The sequence below is a fragment of the Acidisarcina sp. genome (assembly GCA_035539175.1).
In the GTDB taxonomy this organism is placed as follows: Bacteria; Acidobacteriota; Terriglobia; order Terriglobales; family Acidobacteriaceae; genus JANXZS01.
This window is the reverse complement of record DATLIY010000009.1, coordinates 54483-71765: the sequence shown is the minus strand read 5'-3', so window position 1 is coordinate 71765 and position 17283 is coordinate 54483. Positions and strand designations below refer to the sequence as shown.

Annotated in this window: 13 protein-coding genes; 5 read left to right on the top strand and 8 right to left on the bottom strand. The window is 58.5% G+C overall.

Going from position 1 to position 17283, the window contains the following annotated elements; translation table 11 throughout:
- The first annotated feature begins 9 nt into the window (after positions 1 to 9).
- From VM554_11900 to purU, 4 genes are all read left to right on the top strand, one after another.
- Positions 10 to 1440 (top strand): L-fucose/L-arabinose isomerase family protein, encoded by a 1431-nt coding sequence (locus VM554_11900; protein ID HVJ09076.1) that lies wholly within the window; start codon positions 10 to 12, stop codon positions 1438 to 1440.
- Positions 1441 to 1550: 110 nt separating this feature from the next.
- Positions 1551 to 3137: a ribulokinase gene (locus VM554_11895; protein HVJ09075.1), complete on the top strand. Its 1587-nt coding sequence runs from the start codon at positions 1551 to 1553 to the stop codon at positions 3135 to 3137.
- A 43-nt stretch (positions 3138 to 3180) separates the two neighbouring features.
- Entirely contained in the window at positions 3181 to 4335 is a 1155-nt protein-coding gene (locus VM554_11890; protein ID HVJ09074.1) for an aminopeptidase P family N-terminal domain-containing protein, read from the top strand.
- Between the two features lie 98 nt (positions 4336 to 4433).
- Complete coding sequence (gene purU / locus VM554_11885) at positions 4434 to 5288, top strand: formyltetrahydrofolate deformylase (protein ID HVJ09073.1); 855 nt, start codon at positions 4434 to 4436, stop codon at positions 5286 to 5288.
- A gap of 101 nt (positions 5289 to 5389) precedes the next feature.
- On the opposite strand, the gene VM554_11880 is transcribed toward purU, so the two are convergent.
- From VM554_11880 to VM554_11860, 5 genes are all read right to left on the bottom strand, one after another.
- Positions 5390 to 6367, bottom strand: coding sequence for a COX15/CtaA family protein (locus VM554_11880; GenBank protein HVJ09072.1), 978 nt, complete (start codon positions 6365 to 6367; stop codon positions 5390 to 5392).
- Between the two features lie 172 nt (positions 6368 to 6539).
- Entirely contained in the window at positions 6540 to 7724 is a 1185-nt protein-coding gene (locus VM554_11875; GenBank protein ID HVJ09071.1) for an acetate/propionate family kinase, read from the bottom strand.
- On the bottom strand, positions 7714 to 10095 hold the full coding sequence (locus VM554_11870; GenBank protein ID HVJ09070.1) for a phosphoketolase family protein: 2382 nt from the start codon (positions 10093 to 10095) through the stop codon (positions 7714 to 7716). Before VM554_11870 ends, VM554_11875 begins: the two co-directional genes overlap by 11 nt.
- Before the next feature lie 281 nt (positions 10096 to 10376).
- A complete protein-coding gene (gene proC / locus VM554_11865; GenBank protein HVJ09069.1) occupies positions 10377 to 11216 on the bottom strand; it encodes a pyrroline-5-carboxylate reductase in 840 nt (279 codons plus the stop codon).
- Between the two features lie 29 nt (positions 11217 to 11245).
- Positions 11246 to 13027, bottom strand: coding sequence for a DUF885 family protein (locus tag VM554_11860; GenBank protein HVJ09068.1), 1782 nt, complete (start codon positions 13025 to 13027; stop codon positions 11246 to 11248).
- A 132-nt stretch (positions 13028 to 13159) separates the two neighbouring features.
- On the opposite strand from VM554_11860, the gene VM554_11855 reads away from it, so the two are divergent.
- Positions 13160 to 13429, top strand: a complete 270-nt coding sequence (locus tag VM554_11855; GenBank protein HVJ09067.1) for a DUF2277 domain-containing protein — start codon at positions 13160 to 13162, stop codon at positions 13427 to 13429.
- A gap of 70 nt (positions 13430 to 13499) precedes the next feature.
- On the opposite strand, the gene VM554_11850 is transcribed toward VM554_11855, so the two are convergent.
- The 3 genes from VM554_11850 to VM554_11840 all read right to left on the bottom strand — a co-directional run bounded on the left by VM554_11850 (position 13500) and on the right by VM554_11840 (position 17011).
- Positions 13500 to 14372 carry a sigma 54-interacting transcriptional regulator gene (locus tag VM554_11850; GenBank protein HVJ09066.1) on the bottom strand — a complete coding sequence of 291 codons (873 nt, stop codon included), beginning with the start codon at positions 14370 to 14372 and terminating at the stop codon, positions 13500 to 13502.
- Positions 14373 to 14653: 281 nt separating this feature from the next.
- A complete protein-coding gene (locus tag VM554_11845) occupies positions 14654 to 15415 on the bottom strand; it encodes an ABC transporter ATP-binding protein (protein ID HVJ09065.1) in 762 nt (253 codons plus the stop codon).
- Between the two features lie 213 nt (positions 15416 to 15628).
- On the bottom strand, positions 15629 to 17011 hold the full coding sequence (locus VM554_11840; protein HVJ09064.1) for an efflux RND transporter periplasmic adaptor subunit: 1383 nt from the start codon (positions 17009 to 17011) through the stop codon (positions 15629 to 15631).
- Positions 17012 to 17283 lie beyond the last annotated feature (272 nt).

Below are 17283 nucleotides of genomic sequence, written 5' to 3'. Positions count from 1 at the left end.
AGAATACAAATGGCGACACCAAAGCCAATGTCGATGGGAGTTATTGTAGGAAATCGCGGATTTTTTCCGAGTCATCTAGCTAAAACTGGCCGCGACGAGATTATTGCTGCGCTGCAACTTGCCGGCATCAAGCCCATTGTGCTTGGCCCGGAAGACAGCGAGCATGGCGCGGTAGAAACCTATGAAGAGTCGCGCCGATGCGCCGATCTCTTCAAGAAACATCGCGATGAGATTGAAGGCATTATCGTCACGCTGCCGAACTTTGGAGAAGAGCGCGGCATCGTCGATGCAATTCGTCTCGCTGGCCTTAACGTTCCTGTACTGGTGCAGGCTACCCCCGACAAAACCGAGAAGATGACGATCGCTTTTCGCCGCGATAGCTTCTGCGGCAAAATGTCGGCCTGCAATAACATGATGCAGTACAAGATCCCTTATTCGCTGACCACTCTGCATACGGAAGATCCGGCATCGGAGCTTTTTCAGAAGGATCTGAAGTGGTTTGCTTCGGTCTGCCGGGTCGTCAGTGGCCTCAAGAACCTGCGTATTGGCTCCATTGGCGCGCGTCCGGCTGCATTCAACACGGTTCGCTACAGTGAGCGGATTCTTGAGTCGAGCGGTATCTCGGTTGAACCGCTGGACCTCTCCGAGGTATTTGGCGGTATCAACCGCATGCAGGATAACGACGATGCGGCACAGGCTAAGCTGGCTGCGATCAAGTCCTATGTCACAACGAGCGGCATTCCGGAAGATGCGTTGCTGAAGATGGCCAAGCTTGGCGCGGTGATCGATAGGTGGATGAAGAAGACCAACGTCACCATCAGCGCGGTGCAGTGCTGGACGTCGATGGAAGAGTTCTTTGGCGTTGTGCCGTGCACCATCATGAGCATGATGTCGAACGAGCTTATCCCGAGTGCCTGTGAAGTGGATGTCCCAGGAACACTCAGTATGTATATGCTGGCGCTGGCCTCCGGTACTCCTTCGGCGTTGCTGGATTGGAACAACAACTATGGCGATAACCCGGATAAGGCGGTCTGTTTCCATTGCTCCAACCTGCCCAAGCACTTCTTTAAGGATGTGGTGAAGATGGACTACCAGGCCATCATCGCGGGCACGGTCGGCAAGGAAAATACCTTTGGAACCTGCGTCGGCACCGTGAAGGCTGGAGCGATGAGCTTCGCACGCTACTCTACCGACGATCGTCGCGGCGTAATTCGTGGCTACACTGGCAACGGCCGGTTTACCGACGATCCATTGGCCACCTTTGGCGGTGCGGGCGTGGTGGAGATTCCGCAGATGCAAAAGCTCCTGCGCTACATCTGCCGTGAGGGCTTCGAGCATCACGTTGCGGCGAACTTCTCGGAGACCGCATCCGCGGTGCATGAGGCAGCGGTCCGTTACCTTGGGTGGGAGAGCCACTTCCATCCTGAATTCAACGACTAATTTCCTGGCAGCAGCCGACAAGCTATGGATGGGGGCACGGGAGAGACCGTGCCCCCATCCATTAGCCCCCGATCAGGGGACATGCAGTTTTTTGAGGAGAAGGGCTGGAGATGGCGATCGTAGCGGGTGTTGACTTTGGAACTCTGAGTGTTCGCGTATCGATCCTGGACAGCAAACGAGGCAGGCTGGGTGCGGCAACGGTGGAGTATCCGCTGCATCGCCGGCGAGACGATCCGGACTATGCGACCCAGTCTCATGCAGATCACATGCGGGCCTTGACCCAGGCCACGCGCGAGGCGGTTGCAAACGCCGGCATCCAGGGAGACCAGGTGGAGGCCATTGCGCTGGATACGACGGGATCGAGCGTTATCCCCGTCGATGCCCGGCTTCAGCCACTCGATGATTACTATCTATGGTGCGATCATCGCGCGAAGAAGGAAGCTCAGGAGATAACCGAGGCGGCGCATCGGGAGCATCTTGAGGCGATTGACTGGTGCGGCGGCGTCTATTCGCATGAGTGGGGATTCGCCAAGCTGCTGCATTGGCTGCGGCACAATCCTGAAAAGCGCGAGCAGCTCGGCACGGCGCTGGAGCATTGCGATATGGTCGCGGCCACGCTCTGCGGCATCACCGAGCCTGCAAAAGTCATGCGCAGCGTCTGCGCCATGGGCCACAAATGGTTATGGAACCCGCGTTGGGGCGGATTCCCGCCGCAGGCTTTTTTCAGCGGTGTCGATCCTCTACTCGACGGCGTGGTTGACAAGCTTGCTGGCGAGTATCACACCTCTGATTTCCTTGCCGGGCATCTTAGCCAGTACTGGGCCGGCGAACTCGGCCTGCGCTCCGCAATACCCGTTCCCGTTGGAGCCTTCGATGCTCACTGGGACGCCCTGGGCGCGGGCTGCCGCGAGGGAGATGTGGTCAACGTCGTCGGCACCTCTACTTGCATCATTGCCATGGCGAAGGCCCCGCAACTGGTTCCTGGTGTCTGCGGCGTCGTTCCCGGCAGTGTGCACCCGAAATATACCGGTATTGAGGCGGGCCTCTCGGCTACAGGAGATATTTTTGAAGCCATTGCCCGGCGGGCGGGCGTCAAAGTAGCGGAGCTGTCGAAGGGCCTCGAATCCTATGAGCCCGGGCAGACGGGCCTCCTGAGGCTTACCTGGGACAATGGCGACCGCACCGTGCTGGTGAACCCGGAGCTTGGCGGCGTGACTTTCGGCTGGAATCTGCTCTCGACTGCACAGGACGAATTGTTTGCCGCCATCGAGGGAACCGCCTTTCACACGCGCATTATTCTGGAGCGAATGGCGGAGCATGGAGTTCCTGTCGACCGGGTGATCAACGCAGGCGGAATACCGCAGCACAATCGCGTTCTGAACCAGGTATATGCCAATGTACTGGGGAAGCCGGTGCTGGTGCCGTCGGGTTTGCCAACCAGCCTTGGATCGGGCATCATCGCCATGTGCGCGGCAGATGCATTCAGCACCATCGAAGAGGCGCAGCAGGCGATGTGCCTCTCGCACACGACCTTTGAGCCGGATCCGGCTGCGGTCCTGGTCTATCAACGTCTGTATCGCCTCTACCGCAAAGCTTACTTTGCCCTGGGAACACGTTCGTCAGAGTCCTGTAGTCTTGGAGATGTGCTGCCGGAGCTGCGCCTTATAGCCGCCGAGGCCAGAACAAGGATCAACTGAGCCTGGTCAGGATCCGTAGCGGCCAGGACGAAATAGGAGAGGGATGACGAAGATCATCAGCAGAGAATTGATTATTGGCGGCGAGACGCTGGTCGCGGAGTCAGCTTGGAATGCGGAAATTGAAGGCAAACACGCCAGATTAAGTGCTTTCCTGCGAGCCCAGGGGCTTGCCGCGGTGTTGATTCGCCGAAGTGAAAACATCGCGTGGGCTACAGGCGGAGCGGTGGAGATGCGCGTCTGCATCCCGCAGGAGACCGCAGTGGGCGCGCTGCTCATCACCGCACAGGGCCGCCGCTTCTATCTGACCACTGAGAATGAATCACGGCGGCAGGCGGAGGAGGAGTTCGAGGACCTCGACTTCGAGGCCGTCACCTATCCCTGGTACGAGGACAAACTGTTGTCCCAGGCGCGCAAGCTTGCTGGCGGCCCCCTGGGCTGCGATTATCCTACGGCGGACTTTACGCCAGTCAATTTCTATCCTCTTCGCGCCAGCCTGACTGAGCCGGAGATCGCGCGTTATCGATGGCTTGGCCGGCAGACTGCCGACGCAACCGTTGAGGTGCTGGAGTCGCTTGAGCCAGGCATTACCGAGTATGAGATGGAGGGCCGCATTGGCCATGCGTTGCTGCGCCGCGGGATTCTGCCGTCGGTACTCTTGATGGCTGCCGATGATCGTGTGCTGCGGTACAAACACGCCGTGGCTCGCGGGGCGGTTCTTGAGGAGTTCGGCATGCTGAACCTCTGCAGCCGGAAGTGGGGCCTCTCTGTCTCGATGACGCGCTTCGTTCACTTTGGTCCTCTGCCATCGGAACTGGCCGTTCGCTTTGTAGCTGCGTCAAAGGTGAATGCTGCATTGCTGGATGCCACGCGGGTTGGCGCGACTGGCGCCGATCTGTTTGCCGTGGCGCAAAAGGCTTATCAGGAGGTCGGTTTTGCGGGTGAAGAGGAGCGTCACCACCAGGGTGGCCCCACCGGATACCTGGAGCGCGAATGGGTAGCAACCCCCGCAGGATCGGACACCGTCGTCGATGCCCAGGCATTTGCCTGGAACCCGAGCATTCGCGGTGGCAAGGTAGAAGATACGTTGCTGCTGCAAGGTGGGGCTTGGGAGTTGCTGACGCCCACTCCTAGCCTGCCGCGAATCGAAGCGCCGGTAGATGATTCGGTATATTCGGCCACCGGGGTACTGATCCGCTAGAGGGCCATCATTCTGAACAAGGGCGACTCTCAGCGGCTCGCCCTTTATCTCTGAAACATTGTCTCCATCTGTAGAGATCTTTTGTCATGGGAGTCGTCATGGATTCTAGTGCCATCCTGTTGCTCTATTGCGCCGACCGAAAGGGGTTGGTCTTCGGCATTGCGCAGTTTCTGCTGGAGCATGGAGGAAACATCCTGCATGCCGATCAGCACCAGGACGCGGATCTGGGCCTGTTCTTCATGCGGATTGAGTGGTCCCTCGCTGAGTTCGATCTCGACGAGCGGGGATTTGCCGCGGCGTTTACTCCGGTTGCGGAGGAGTATGGCTTTAAGTGGCAGGTGACTTTTGGACAATGCCGTCCCGCAGTCGCAATTTTTGTCTCGCATTATCAGCATTGCCTGGTAGACCTGCTCTATCGCCACCAGATTGGCGAGTTTCCCTGCAGGATCGCTCTCATCATCAGCAATCACGAAGATGCGCGCGACCTGGCGAGTTTCCACAACATACCGTTCCATTTCATTCCGGTTCTTTCCGGCAACAAGTTAGCTGCCGAGCGGAAGCAGCTGGATCTATTGGCGGAGAACGGCATAGAACTGGTCGTGCTTGCGCGATACATGCAAGTTCTTTCGCAGGAGTTTGTCGCCAGATATCCCAGAAAGATCATCAACGTGCACCACTCCTTTTTGCCCGCTTTTGTGGGAGCGAAACCGTACCATGCAGCCTTCCAGCGCGGAGTAAAGCTTATCGGTGCCACCAGCCACTACGTGACAGAGGTGCTGGACGAGGGACCAATCATCGAGCAGGACGTCATGCGAATCTCCCATCGCGACCGGTTGGAAGATCTGGTTGGCAAGGGACGCGATCTGGAGCGCGTGGTGTTATCGCGGGCGGTGCGCTGGCATCTGGAGCGCCGCATCTTGTGCTATGGCAACAAGACCGTGATCTTTGACTGAGTCTGCCGATCCTTCGCTTCGCTCAGGATGACAATGGTTATGTAGGAGCCGATCCTTCGCTCAGGATGACAAGTGTGGCGGCCGGACGACAATGGATGAAGTCAAGCGTGGGCCTTGATAACGGTTGCCGGCTGTACGCAGAGTCGGGCGGCAAGCACTACCAGCGTGATCCACAAGAGATCCGCACCAAGAAGATGCACGATTTGCATCCACACAGGCGCCAGCAACATGACATCTGCCACGCCAAGAGCGTATTGCAGCAGCAGCAATCCGATCACGCTCAGCGCCAGCTTTTTATTGTCCCAATAGCTACGCTGAAACACGCTGCGGTAGACGAGCCAGCAAATGAAAAATCCAGCGGTAAAGCCGAGCACCGGATGCAGCCAGCGCAGTCGCAATAACAGTGTTCCGGTCGTGGCAAAGTCCTGGCGCAGGGCGGTCTGGAGCGACGTCGAGGGAAACAGGGAATCACCCAGCGCGGCCAGCGAACCGCTGACCCCGACAAAGAGCGTGGCCACCAGTCCGAGCGCAGCCAGTGCGATGGAGCGGTATCTTACGTCGCCGCGCAGGAAGCCGGCACGGCGGGAAAGAAAGTGTGCCGTCAGCGTGAGAGCCGCAACCAGCAGCAAGGTATTTGCCAGGTGCAGGGAGAGGTAGGCTCCGCGAGAAGGGGACTGGTCGCGGGCAACTTTGCCCAGGACCACAATCAGGGCACCCAGAAATGCTTCATTCAGCATGAGGATCGCGGCAGCAACGACTGTGATGCGCGCGATGTGCCTGCGCACTGTTCCGCGGAAGGTCCAGACGACGAGCGCGATCGTAGCCAGCAAAGTGATGCCGCTGGTCATGCGATGCGTCATTTCGATCATGGTCTGGACGCTGGGTGAGTGCTGCACCACCGTGCCATTGCAGAGCGGCCAGTGCTCTCCGCAGCCGGCGCCGGAGCCGGTGGCACGTACCAGTCCTCCCCATAGAATGACGGCGATGTTATAGCCCAGGATCCCCCAGGCGAAGCTCGCAAGTTTGCCGCTTGCGGGGTTCTGAGCGGGGACAGGTACTTCGACGGCGTGCGCGTTCATCCAGTGCTCCTGCGGTAAACAGCGGATTATTACATCAGGGAAAGCGTCTGACAACGAAAGAGAACCTGACAGGTAGTATTTTATGCCCAGGCTGGAAGTTGACGCCGCCATAGCAAAGCAAGACAGCGGCATGATTTGCATCACGCCGCTGTCTCTTTACGCCTTTATCGGCTTATTTTTCCTGCATCATCCTATAGACGTGGTTGACGATCAGCAGGTCTTCGGCTGGTGGAATGACCCGCACGAGCACCGGGGAGGTTTCACTCGAAATGACAGCCTCGCCGCGAACATTGTTGCGCTTCGCATCCAGGGTGATTCCGAGGTGCTCGAGTCCGGCGCAGATCTCAGCACGCGCAGCGATGTCGTTTTCGCCAATGCCTCCCGTGAACACCAGCATGTCGAGGCCGCCAAGGACACCGATATAGCTGCTGATGAACTTCTTCACAGAGTAGGCGAACAAAGCTACCGCCATGGCTGCATTCTGGTTCCCCGCAGCAATGGCGTCGCGCAGCTCGCGCATGTCATTTGAGATTTGCGAGACCCCCAGCAGGCCGGACTTCTTCGCCGCAATGGTCTCCAACTCATCCGCGCTGCCGTTGATATCCCGCAGTATGTAGAGCAATACGCCAGGATCAATATCACCGGTGCGAGTGCCGGAGATGAGACCGCCGGTCGGCGTCAGTCCCATGCTGGTATCCAGGGACTTGCCTTTCCTGATGGCCGTGATGCTGGCTCCATTGCCCAGGTGGGCAACGATCAGGCGCTCAGGCAGGGCCTTCTGCTGCTCAAGCTGGTAGACGATCGATTCATACGAAATGCCGTGGGCCCCATAGCGGCGAACACCCTGCTTCCAGTATTTCTCGGGGATGGCGAAGCGTTGTGCAACTTCGGGGATTGTGGTGTGAAAGGCAGTGTCGAAGCAGACGAAGTTCGGCACGTCTGGGAAGAGAACCCGCGCTTCTCGCATGATGTAGGCAGCGATCGGAGTGTGCAACGGTGCGAAGGACACGTTGCGCTCCATCTCGTCGAGAACCTCCGGCGTGATGCGCTGATGCCTGGTCAGGTTCGGGCCGCCAGCGACCATACGATGGCCGATGGCGGCGGGATAGGGGAATTGGGGATTGCGAAGAGTATCGGTAACGAGTTTAAAGGCGACATTCCGGGTAGGCAGCGCCGGGGTCTCGTCACGAAGCTTCTTGCCAGAAGCGTCCTTGATCCAGAATGAGCCCCGGTCAGTGCCGATGCCGTCTACCGCGCCTTCAAAGAGCTTAGTTCTATCGTGCTCCGACGCATGAAAAAGCGAAAATTTGATTGAAGATGATCCACTGTTGATTACAAGTATTGGTTTATTTTGCATCCGTTCCTCTACTGATTTTCCACTTCCAATTTCTTACTTCCGGCAGGTCTTCTCCGAATGCAGAAACATAAAGTTTGTGACGCTGTATTGCTTCCGAGTAAGCCTGATTGGCCTGATCGACCTTGTCTTTGAACCGAGGTATGCGGTGTATCGCATCGAGCGTGAGCTGGAAGCGATCGATATTGTTGAGAACGCACATATCGAAAGGCGTGGTTGTGGTGCCTTCTTCCTTATAGCCACGGACATGGATGTTGCCGTGATTGCGTCGCCGATAGGTGAATTGATGGATAAGCATGGGATAGCCGTGATGGGCAAAGATTACCGGCTTGTCTGCGGTGAAGATTTCGTCGAAGTCGCCATCGGCAAGCCCGTGTGGATGCTCCTCGGCTGGCTGCAGGGTCATCAGGTCTACTACGTTCACGACGCGTATACGGATGTCCGGTACCTGCTCACGCAGCAGTTCAACCGCCGCCAGTGTTTCGAGCGTTGGAACGTCTCCGCAGCATGCCATGACCACATCGGGGTCCTTGCCATCGTCCGTGCTTGCCCACTTCCAGATGCCCAGGCCCACGGTGCAATGCCGCTCGGCTTCTTCCATCGTCAGGTAGACTGGCGCGGGTTGTTTGCCGGCAACAATGAGGTTGATGTAATCGCGGCTCTTCAAGCAATGGTCCGCGACCGAGAGCAGGGTATTCACGTCCGGCGGCAGGTAGATGCGCACCACCCCGGCCTTCTTGTGCGCCAGATGGTCGATGAATCCTGGATCTTGATGCGAGAAGCCATTATGGTCCTGACGCCAGACGTGGGAGGTCAGCAGATAATTGAGTGAGGCAATCGGCTTGCGCCACGGCAGCGAGTGCGTCACTTTCAGCCACTTTGCATGCTGGTTCACCATCGAATCGACGATGTGGATGAACGCCTCGTAGCAGGAGAAGAAGCCATGACGGCCTGTAAGCAGATAGCCTTCCAGCCAGCCCTGGCACATGTGCTCGCTCAGAATCTCCATGGTGCGTCCATCAACGGATAGATTCTCATCCACCGGCAGCGTCTCGGCCACCCATCGCTTCCCGGTGACCTCGATTACGGCGTCAATGCGGTTGGAAGCCGTCTCGTCGGGTCCCACAACGCGGAAATTTTTTGTCTCCAGATTGTTGCGCATTATTTCGCGCAGAAAATATCCCAGGACGCGAGTTGCCTCTGCATTCACCTGGCCCGGCCCAGGAGTCTCGATGGCAAAGTCGCGGAAGTCCGGCATCCGCAGCGGCTTCAGCAGAAGTCCTCCGTTGGCATTGGGATTCATACCCATGCGCCGGCGGCCCTTGGGCGCGATATCGGCTAGCTCGGCGCGAAACTTGCCATTCTCGTCGAAAAGCTCCTCCGGCTTATAGCTCTTCATCCACTGCTCGAGAATGTGGATGTGCTCGGGCTTATCATGCATTTCAGAGAACGGTACCTGGTGCGAGCGCCAGGTGCCCTCTACCTGTTTGCCATCGACCATCTTGGGGCCCGTCCATCCCTTGGGCGTCTTGAGGATGAGCAGAGGCCAGCGCGGCCGCTCCAGATTGTTGTCCTCACGGGCGCTCTTCTGGATCGCGGCGATCTTATCCATGATGGTGTCCAGTGCGGCCGCCATCTGCTGATGCACAACCGGCGGGTCATCCCCTTCTACGGTGATAGGCTCGTAGCCATATCCGCGGAAGAGTTCTTCCAGCTCCGCATGCGGGATGCGCGCCAGAATGGTTGGGTTTGCTATTTTGTAACCGTTAAGGTGCAGGATTGGCAGAACCGCGCCATCTGTCTTCGGATTAAGAAACTTGTTTGAGTGCCACGAGGTAGCGAGCGGTCCGGTCTCTGCTTCTCCATCGCCGACGATACAGGCGACCACCAGGTTAGGGTTATCGAGGACCGCGCCATACGCGTGCACGAGCGAATAGCCAAGCTCTCCGCCTTCGTGTATGGATCCAGGTGTCTCTGCAGCGACGTGGCTGGGGATTCCATAGGGCCACGAGAACTGCCGGAAGAGGCGCTTCATTCCATCGCGATTCTGCTCGATGTTGGGGTAGATCTCGGTATACGAGCCTTCGAGGTAGGTCTGCGCAACCAGGCCCGGACCGCCATGACCAGGTCCGATGATGTACATCATGTCCAGATCGCGCTCATTGATGATGCGATTGAGATGCACATAGATGAAATTCAGCCCGGTCGTCGTTCCCCAATGTCCCAGCAGTCGCGGCTTAATGTGGTCAATTGTGAGGGGTTCTTCAAGCAGAGGATTGTCTTTCAGATAAATCTGGCCAACGGTTAGGTAATTTGAGGCGCGCCAGTAGGCGTCCATCTTGGAGAGAAGTTCCTGGCTCAGAGGGCCATTCATCGGTAATACCTCGCAAGAATGTTGGCTGTACAGAGGGTATCGCGCGCGAACTGCGTTCGCTCGTGACGAGTATCACAGGGAGAACTCTACACCCGGGCATGAAACACACGGTAAAGTTTGGGATGCATTTCGCCGGGCCAGGGAGCCGTGTTTTTTCCCGGCAGGTGGCTGAGATTGAGTTTCTACCGATAGGGCCAGCAGCAAAGGAATCGAGGCAGCTCTTCTGACGGGAAGAGCTGCCTCGTGCTGTTTTATCCGGGATGCGCCTGCAATGGGAGGAGCTAGTCGTTGGCAAGTTCCCTGGCGCGCTGCGCCGCACGCATCACCGCCTTGATGAGGGTTACGCGGAGGCCCCCGTCCTCCAACTCGAGGATGCCATCGATGGTACAGCCGGCGGGCGTTGTCACCTGGTCCTTGAGCAGGGCGGGATGGGAGCCAGTCTCGAGTACCATCCGTGCAGCTCCATAGGTGGTTTGGGCGGCCAGCAGCGTGGCGACATCGCGGGGCAGGCCCACCTTGACCCCAGCTTCGGCCAGCGACTCGATGATGATGTAGATGAAGGCAGGCCCGCTGGCGGAGAGACCGGTAACGGCGTCCATGTTCTTTTCATCCACGACCACGGTGCGTCCAACGGTCTGGAAGACGTGCTCGGCGAGCCGCATGTGTCCCGCGTCCACAAAGCGCCCGCGGCACAATGCGGCTGCACCGGCGCCAAGCATGGAGGGGGTATTGGGCATGGCGCGGATCACCGGAATTTCTATGCCAGCAGCATCTTCAATTGCCCTGGTCTTTACCGACGTGACGACCGAGATGAGGGTCTTTTCCGGCGTGAGTACGGGGCGGATCTGCTCCATCACGTCAGGAACCTGAAAGGGCTTAACCGCGAGCAGGATAAGGTCTGCGGCACGGGCGGCCGCCACATTATCCGTGGAGACATTCACGCCCCACTGTGCGGTGAGAGCTACGGCGCGCTCTGGATGAGCAACCGTGGCGAGGATCTGCTCTGGCGCAAAAAGATTCTGCGCCAGGAATGCCTGAAGCAGAATTCCCCCCATCTTGCCCGCGCCTAAAACTGCAATTTTGAGGCTCGCTAACTCGTTTCCTGTATCGCTTTCCTGCATCGATTTCCCCAATCTCTATTGGTGATAGGCTACTTTGCTGCCTTTTGCTGGGCGATCCACGCCGTAACCCGGGCTTCCAGCAGATCCAACGGCAATGCGCCGGAGTCGAGTACTTCGTCATGGAATGCGCGGATATCGAACTTCGGCCCGAGGGCCTCATGCGCCTTGGCCCGCAGAGAAAGCAGCTTCAGTTGGCCAATCTTGTATCCCAGGGCTTGGCCCGGCCAGGCGATGTAACGGTCCGTCTCTGCCTGGATATTGGTTTCGTCAATGGCGGAGTGCTGGCGGAAGTAGTCCACCATTTGATCGCGCGTCCAATGCTTGGAGTGAACCCCGGTGTCCACGACGAGGCGGATGGCGCGCCAGATATCGGTTTCCAGGCGGCCATAGTCAGAGTAAGGATCCTGATAAAAGCCCACATCCTTGCCGAGGCGCTCTGCGTACAATCCCCAGCCCTCCGTGTAGGCGGTGAAGTAGGTGTGCTTGCGGAACTCGGGCAGGCCCTGGAGTTCCTGGGCTATGGAAATCTGCAGGTGATGACCGGGCAGGCCTTCATGGTAGGCAATCGCCTCCACGTCGGCCAGTGAGCGTGAGGTGGCGTTGTAGGTATTGACGACAACTTTGCCGGGACGCGAGCCATCCGCAGTGCCGTGCAGATAATATGCCGCTGCCTGATCTTTCTCCATGTAGGAGGGCGTGGCTTCCACAATGAGAGGAGCCTTGGGAAGACGGCCAAACAACTCAGGCAGCCGGGGCTTCATCTGGTCCAGGTGGCCCTGGTAGGCGGCCAGAAGCGCCTCTTTGGACGCGGGGTGCAGCTTGGGGTTCCGGGCGATGGCGGCCTGCATCGACTTCAGATCATTGAAACCAAGCTTTTTGGCAATGGCCAGCATCTCCTCTTCGTCGCGCTTGACCTCGGCCAGTCCGATCTCGTGAATCTGCTCCGGAGTCAGGCTGGTTGTGGTGCTGCGGCGCACGGCGAAGGCATAATAGGTATCGCCGTCGGGCAGGGACCACACTCCTGGCTCTGTCCGGCCTTGCGGGATGTATTGGTGCTCAAGAAAGCGGGAAAGGCGCGCATAGGCCGGCAGCACATCGTGGCTGACCGCGTCGAGCGTCTCCTGGCTGATGCGCTCCTGCTCCCTGGCTGAGATGGTGGCTGGGAACTTCTTGATGGGCCGGGCGAACGGGCTGTCGGCCGGCTTGAGGGCGGCGATGGTGTTCACCTGCACCAGCACCTTCTCCAGTAGATACTTCGGGGGCATGCGATGCTCTTCCATGCCGAGCGACATGTTGTCGGTGATCTGCTGCAGCGCCGCAGGCATTTTGTGGAGGCGGGCGATCCAGTCGTCGTAATCCTTCACCGTCTTGAAGCTGAGCTGGTCCACTAGCTGCGGGAGTTCCGTGTGCAGGCCGGAGAACTGGTTCAGCGGCATCTGCCACGGCTTGAAGCGGGCTTCATCCTGCTCGTTAACCAGGTCACGAACCATCAGGTCGCTGCTCAGCTTCTCCTGATCGGTCAGCCCCGTGGTATCGATTTCACTGAGGCGCAGAAGATAGGCACGGCCGCGGGCGAGATTCTCGTTATACGCCTTGATCGAGTAGTCCGAGAGCTGGTCGTTGTAGCGGCTATCCCCGATCGAAGAGGCAAACTCGGGAGATGTTCGCAGACGATCTTCCCAGACATCCGACAGAACCGCATTCAGGGCCTTGCGCCGTCCTTCCACGCTCTGGCCCTGGCCAAAGAGGAGGGAAGAGGGAATCAACGTAGACGCGACGAGAAGGAGAGCGAGTATTTTGGACTTTGTCATGTTTCAAAGCCACACTGGGAGTGGGCACGATGTATGCAAAGTTTATCTGCAAATCGCTGGAGCGCATAGGGCAACGGGCCAAATGGCCCATCTATCCAGCCGATTCAGGCCCAGCAGGGGAGGCGTGAGCCAATGTGCAGGAATATCAAAAACCTATTCAACTTCGATCCACCCGTTACCGCCGAAGAGGTTCGCGATGCATCGCTGCAATTTGTGAGAAAGATCAGCGGCTTCAACAAACCCTCAAAGGCGAACGAAGCAGCGTTTCTGGCTGCCGTGGAGCAGATCGCCGAAATCTCGAACCGCCTGCTGCAATCGCTCGAAACGAGCGCACCGCCAAAGAATCGGGAGGAAGAGGCCGCAAAGGCGAAGGCTCGTGCTGCGGAAAGATTCCCTGCCTGAGTCTCCGTGCTGCGGGCAGGATGTGGTGCCGTCCTCACGATGCCACACTCACGATGCCGCAGAAGAAAGCTCAGCTTTGTTCGAGCAAGCGATAGAGAGTTGAGCGGCTGATGCCGAGCAGACCAGCGGCACGTTTCTTGTTGCCGCCGGTGAAGGCCATGACGGTGGCTATGTGGTCGCGCGTGGCCGCTTCGAGCGTCCAGTCCTTGCGCGTCAAGGACTGTGTGACTGCCTCCTGCGCAAGCTTTATGGACACCGGAGGCGTGAGCACAATGTCGATCGGGCGGATCCACTGTCCGTCGACCTCCAGGGCGGCAGCCTCCAGTACGCTGTGGAGTTCGCGCACGTTGCCAGGCCAGGTGTGGGAGAAGAGCCGCGCCAGCGTACCCGTCCCCAATCCCTGAATCGGCTTGCGATATTTTCTGGCGAAGCTGTCGAGAAAGGCTTGTGCCAGGACCGGGATATCCTCGTGGCGCTCCCGCAGGGGAGGTAGATAGAAGCGAACTGCGGTGAGGCGATAGGCCAGATCGGGCATCAGGGAACCGGCGGCCACCAGCGCGCGCAAGGATCGCGTGGAGGAGACCACGACCTGCAGCGGGATGGGGGTGGGTTCCAACGTGAAAGACTCACGGCAGCGGAGGAAGTGAAGCAGCATAGCCTGGCGGTTGGCCGGCATCTCGTCGACACGCTGCAGCCACACCAGCCCGCCACTCGCCGGGATTTTGGAGGGATCAAATACTGACGAGTGCATGGCGAGCAAGGGACCATGCGATGCAGGGCCGCACTCGTGCAGACTACGGGCAACCATGCTCTTGCCGGTGCCGGCTTCCCCCTCGATGGCGCCGACACGCAGATGCGGAACGGCCCGCTCGATTTGTTCAAGAAGCCGGCGAATGGCCGTGCTCCGCCCAAGAATTTGCGAGTGTGACGAAGGCGGTTCCACCGTGGCCACTCGCTTAGAAGGTGGTTGGGGAAGTGCTATGCTGCGAGAGCTTTCTCGCAGGAGTCCCATGGAGCTCATTGCAAAAATATTCCTCGATAACGAGGCTATCGGCTGAGCAGGGAAATGTATGAGGGGAAAAGCTTTGCACTGGAGTTGGCGACCGGGGGGAATGCAAAAAAGGGAAAGCTGCCCAAATTGGGAAGGCGGACCCTGGGGGTCACGGCAGCACGAACATGCGGCCATTCCCCCACACGAAAGACCGCGCCGCCAGGCGGCTGGAACTAAGAAAGAGGTTTGCGGACGCGAGAGGAGGGGACGTCGGAGGCGATTTCCCCGTCGCGAATGTGGACAACGCGGTGCGCGTATTCGGCGATATCCGGCTCGTGGGTGACCAGCACAATGGTGTTGCCCTTGGCATGCAGATCGTCAAAGAGAGCCATGATCTCGTCTCCTGTTTTGGAGTCGAGGTTTCCGGTGGGTTCGTCAGCGAGGATGATGGAGGGGTTGTTGATCAGCGCGCGGGCGATAGCGACTCTCTGGCGCTGGCCGCCGGAGAGCTCGTTCGGCTTGTGGTTCATGCGGTCTTCCAGGTTGACGGCGCGCAGCGCGGCCCGCGCACGCTCCAGGCGCTCGGCTGCGGGGGTTCCGTTATAAATTAACGGCAACTCCACGTTGTGCAGGGCGGTGGCGCGTGCCAGCAGATTGAACGTCTGGAAGACGAAACCAATCTCGCGGTTTCGGATGCGTGCCAGTTCATCGTCATTCAGTTCGCTGACGAGGTGTCCATTCAGCCAATAACTGCCCTTGGTAGGGGTATCCAGGCATCCGATGAGGTTCATCAACGTCGATTTGCCTGAACCGGACGGCCCCATGATGGCGACATACTCGTTGTGCTTAATGCGGAGCGAGACCCCACGCAGGGCATGCACTTGCTCGGACCCCATGTCATAGGTCTTCCAGAGGTCTTCGACGATGATTACATCCCCCTCAGTCCCCACGGGAGGCTTGGTCAGGATCTCTGCACTTGTCATCTCGGTTGCCATCCGTAACTCCTATCTCTCTCTGGCAGCTTGCCGCTGTATGAACGGAAGATGGCGGTCTCTCTACCATATTCCTCATTCTGGCTCATTCCGCCCTGGGATCTAAAGTCGTCCGCCGATTTCAGCAGGACTGACTCCAGCAATTCTCTTTGTACTGCGTGCGGAGAGCTCGCGCAGTACGGCTTCGCTTTCGAGCACGCCTGAAGGAGAATCGCTTTAAGTTGTGGTGTCGCCTTCCTTCACTGCTTTGGGTGCATTGTCCCGCTTCACTAGAGTATTGCTTTTTAGCGTACGCAGGGTCCTGTAGGGGCCGATTACGATCTCGTCGCCTTCCTTCAGGCCGCTGACCACTTCAATATCGGTTGCCCCGGTAATTCCGGTGGTAACGGGTACGAAGAGCGTCCTGAGCTTGCCCTTCTCGACCCGCAGAGCAAAGACCCCCTGAATCAATGCCGGAGGGGTGCTGCTGGCCGGGCTGACTGCGGTCTTTTCTACGTGGGCCTTGTTATCCGCGTCGGGCGAATACATGGTGAGAGCCTGAATGGGCAGGATGAGGATGCCATCTTTATGCGCGGTGGTGATCTTGGCGGTAGAAGAAAGGCCGGGCCTGAGCTCCTGCGGGGAGCCGTCGATGGTAATGACCACCTTGAAGTCTTTTGCTTCTTCCGTACCGCTGGTGCTCTGGCTGGTGGCGATGCCGGTGGAGCGAAGCAGCGCCTGATCGCCTACCAGAGTGACGTGGCCCTTGAAGACTTTGCCCGGCAAGGCATCCACTGTAACATCGGCCGGCTGCCCGATCTTTACGTTCACGATGTCGGTCTCATCCACCTTGACCTCGGCGGTGATTACGGACATATCCGCCAGCGTCATCAGGGTGGAGCCTTCGGCGTTCTGGATGCCAACGACAACCGTCTCTCCCTCGCGCACCGGCAGGTTGGTGACGATGCCATCAAAAGGGGCGGTGGAGATGGTCTTGTCCAAGGAATCGATGTTGCTTCGCAGATTTGCCACCGCAGCATCCACTTTGCCGCGTGCCGAAGCGGTCTGCGCGCGGGATTGAACCAATGCAGCGTCACTTTGCGCCACGGTAGCCACGGCAGTGTCGTAGGCTGCTTTCTTGGCGTCGTAGTCCTGCTTGGCGATCAGTTTTTCCTTGTAGAGTCCCTGGGCGCGGTCGAAATCCAGCCTCTTCTGTTCGAGGTCAGCTTTGGCGCGCGCCAGATTGGCGACTGCGGTGTTCTCGGCAGCCACATAGGAGGCGACATCCGTTTTGGATGATGCGATAGAAGCTTTCTGGGCGGCAACGCCGGAGGAGGCCACGACGTTTTCCACTGTGGCCAGAACCTGGCCTTTCTTGACGCGCTCGCCTTCCTTGACGTCCAGGTGGGTGATGCGTCCAAAGGCGGTAGCGCCGATGTTGACGTAGGTCTTGGGTTTGATCTGGCCGGTGCCGCTCACCACAGAGCTCAGGTTCTGCCGGACCACTTTGCCCGTAACCACCTTGGTATAGCCTGACTGCGCCCGCACGACCGTAAATGCCACAATGGCCGCGGCCACAATAACGGCTCCGGCGATGATTAGGATCTTCTTTAGGCTCATTCTTATGTGTCCTGCGATGTCTCGCGCAAGGCTTCTTTCGAATAGGTACGCTGGGGCTGAAAGCAAAGTTCCCACGGAGCTGATTTTGCAAAGGAATTGTGACTTCCTGCTCACTTCCCAGGTCGCGGCCCCGTCTAACCCGACGCGCCTCCGGCGCCTAATGATATCAGGGCCATTGACTGCTTTGCGCCGGGTTCGGAGAGGCTGTTACAGGTGGAGACGGCTGGCCACTGCGGGGAGTTTCAAATAACATGTGCGCCTGCTTGCTTCCC